The organism is Isoptericola sp. NPDC057391 (assembly GCF_042668085.1).
Classification (GTDB): domain Bacteria; phylum Actinomycetota; class Actinomycetes; order Actinomycetales; family Cellulomonadaceae; genus Isoptericola.
Genome location: NZ_JBHVBO010000304.1, coordinates 1 through 2,748, shown reverse-complemented (window position 1 = coordinate 2,748; position 2,748 = coordinate 1). Strand labels below are relative to the sequence as shown.

The following is a 2,748-nucleotide window of genomic DNA, read 5'->3' as shown; positions in this document are numbered from 1 at the left end:
GGATGACGCGAGAGATCGCATGCTGGGAGGCAGGGGACGGATCAGGCGGTGGCGGGCTCGGCGGTCGGGTCGGCGGCCGGCTCCGCGTCGACGGCGATGCGCAGCGCCGCGACGAGGTCGCGGTACAGCTCGTCCGTGGCGTGCAGCTCCTCGTGGGTGCCGCTCGCGCGGACCCGGCCGCCCTCCATGACGAGGATCCGGTCGGCGTCCAGCACCGTGGACAGCCGGTGCGCCACGGTGACGACGGCGCCGTGCCGGGTGTGCGCGCGGATCGCGTCGTGGATCGCCGCCTCCGTGAGGCCGTCCACCTGCGACGTCGCCTCGTCGAGCAGCAGCACCTCCGGCTCCTTGAGCAGCGCCCGGGCCAGGGCGATCCGCTGCCGCTGCCCGCCGGAGACGACGGACGAGACGAGGGAGGTGTCGAGCCCCTCCGGCAGGGCGTCCAGGTCGGCCGCGAGCCGCACCGCCTCGAGCACGGCGCGCACCTCGGCGTCGGTGGCGTCGGGCCGGCTGAACAGCAGGTTCTCCCGGATGGTGCCCGGCACCACCGGCGTCTCCTGCTCCACGTAGGCGAACCGGGCGCGCACCTGCGCGTGGGTGAGGTCGCGGTACGGCACGCCGTCGAGCCGCACCTCGCCGGCCGTCGGCTCGAGGAAACGCAGCAGCAGCGAGAGCAGCGTCGTCTTGCCCGCCCCCGACGGTCCGACCAGCGCCACGTGCCCGCGGCGCGGCACCTCGAGCGTGACGTCGCGCACCACCGGCGTGTCCTCGGCGTACCCCGCCGTGACGCCGTCGAGCACGAGGACCGGCCGGTCCGGACTGTCGCGACCGTCGTCGTCCTGCGCGTCGCCCGCGCGCGTCGCGGACGACGCGTGCGCGGCGCCGTCGTCCTCCTCCAGCTCCATCGTGCCGACCTCCCGGATCCGCTCCGCGGCGGCGAGGCCGGACTGCAGCGTGGTGAACGCCTGGGTGAGCTCCGAGATCGGCCCCACGATGTTGAACGCGTAGAGGAGGAACGCGACGAGGCTGGACACGGCGAGCAGGTCCTGCGACACGCGCCAGGCCCCCAGCCCGAGGATCACGATGATCGCGAGCTGGATGCCGCCCCAGGACACGGTCCACGCGACGGCCTCGGTCTTCACCGCCGTCACGGCGTGCTTGCGCGCCTCCTGCGCGTCGCCGAGGATCTTCGTCCCCTGCCGTTCCTCGGCGCCGCTGGCCTTGACCGTGCGCACGGCGCGCACCGCTCCCTCGACGGCGCCGCCGAGGCGGCCCACCGCCTCCTGGGTGCGGTGCTGCGCCTTGCCGATGCCCGGCAGGAGCAGCCCCATCGCGACGGCGACGACGACGATCGCGACCACCGTGGAGCCGAGCAGCGTGAGGTCGAGCACCGCCATGAGGACGAGCGTGCCGACCAGCGAGATGAACCCGTTGACGAGGCTGACCAGGCTGTTCGACGTCGCCTCGCGCAGCAGCAGGGTGTCGGAGGTGACCCGGGTGACGAGCTCGCCGGCCGGCTTCGAGGTGATGGCGCCGACCTTGGCCCGCAGGTAGCGCGTGACGATCGACGACCGGGCCTCGTAGACGACGTCCTCCGCGAGGCGGCCCAGCAGGATCCACTGGAACAGGCCGACGACCGAGCCGACGACCATGAGCGCGAGGAGCCAGGTGACCGGGCCGCCCAGCGACGCGCCGGTCGACAGGGTGTCGAGCACCCACTTGGTGACCATCGGGGTGGCGAGGCTCATCGCCGTGGCCAGCAGCCCGAGCACCAGTCCGAGCGCGAGGGTGCGGCGGTGCGGGCGCACGAAGCCGAGCAGGATGCGCAGGCGTTCGCGGCCGGACTTCTCGGGGGTCGTGGCGGCGCCCCGGTCGGCGGAGGCGTCGCTGTTCGGCGCGGGGGACGGCGGGTCGGTGGCGGTCATGCTGTCAACCATGGTTGACGCTCCTCGATCTCGTCAACCCTGGTTGACGGTTGGGGGTGCGGGCGCGGCGGTCGTCTGGATTCCAGAGTGGAACACGAGTGTTCCAACTTGGTCAAGCACAATTCCATTCCCCGGGTGTAGCGTTCCCGCCATGACGGAGGTGCAGGACGTCGAGACGGGGGTCCGCGCGCGGACGCGGCGCGCGATCGTCGAGGCGGCGGTGACCCAGCTCGCGCGCGACCCCGGCGTCGCCCTCGGGCAGATCGCGGACGCCGCCGGCGTCGGCCGCACCACCCTGCACCGCTACTTCCCCGACCGTGCCGGACTCCTCACCGCCGTCGCCGAGGAGTCCGCCGACCGGGTGCGCGGCGCGCGGGAGCGCGCGCGCCTCGAGGCCGGCACCGCGCGGGAGGCGCTCGTGCGGCTGTGCCCCGAGTACCTGCTGCTGGGCGACCTGCTCACCCTCATGTTCACCGGCGTGGTGCCGGACTCGGCGATCGACGACTGCGAGGACGACGACCCGCTGGTCGCCCTCGTCGAGCGCGGGCGTGACGACGGGAGCATCGACCCCGCGCTGAGCGTCGGCTGGGTGATCGGCACGCTCTGGGCGCAGCTCTACCTCGCGTGGGCCACGCTGCGCGAGGGGAGCGAGGCGCGCCACGACGTCGTCCAGCAGCTCATGCGGACCGTCGACAAGGCCGTCGCCGCCTGACGTCCTCCGGGCGGCCGACCGCGACCGGACCACCGAGCGTGGGGTGCGAAAGCCTTCGCGCGGTCGTCCCTCCCGAAGTGGAGGGCGCCCTGGCGCCCGTGAACGCGACCG

At 73.8% G+C, this 2,748-nt stretch carries 2 protein-coding genes; one reads left to right on the top strand and one right to left on the bottom strand.

All coding sequences use genetic code 11. The features are described 5' to 3' along the window. Positions 1-41: 41 nt before the first annotated feature. Complete coding sequence (locus ACFUVW_RS20505; protein WP_430573140.1) at positions 42-1,925, bottom strand: ABC transporter ATP-binding protein; 1,884 nt, start codon at positions 1,923-1,925, stop codon at positions 42-44. Positions 1,926-2,076: 151 nt separating this feature from the next. Here ACFUVW_RS20505 and ACFUVW_RS20500 point away from each other — a divergent pair, with 151 nt between their 5' ends. Beyond that, the gene (locus ACFUVW_RS20500) at positions 2,077-2,637 is read left to right on the top strand and encodes a TetR/AcrR family transcriptional regulator (RefSeq protein ID WP_430573139.1); all 561 of its coding nucleotides are present in this window, start codon (positions 2,077-2,079) and stop codon (positions 2,635-2,637) included. Positions 2,638-2,748 lie beyond the last annotated feature (111 nt).

Bases quoted from the DNA above. Each gene is read 5' to 3' on its own strand.
- ACFUVW_RS20505 (WP_430573140.1), bottom strand. From the start codon at position 1,925: ATGACCGCCACCGACCCGCCGTCCCCCGCGCCGAACAGCGACGCCTCC.
- ACFUVW_RS20500 (WP_430573139.1), top strand. From the start codon at position 2,077: ATGACGGAGGTGCAGGACGTCGAGACGGGGGTCCGCGCGCGGACGCGG.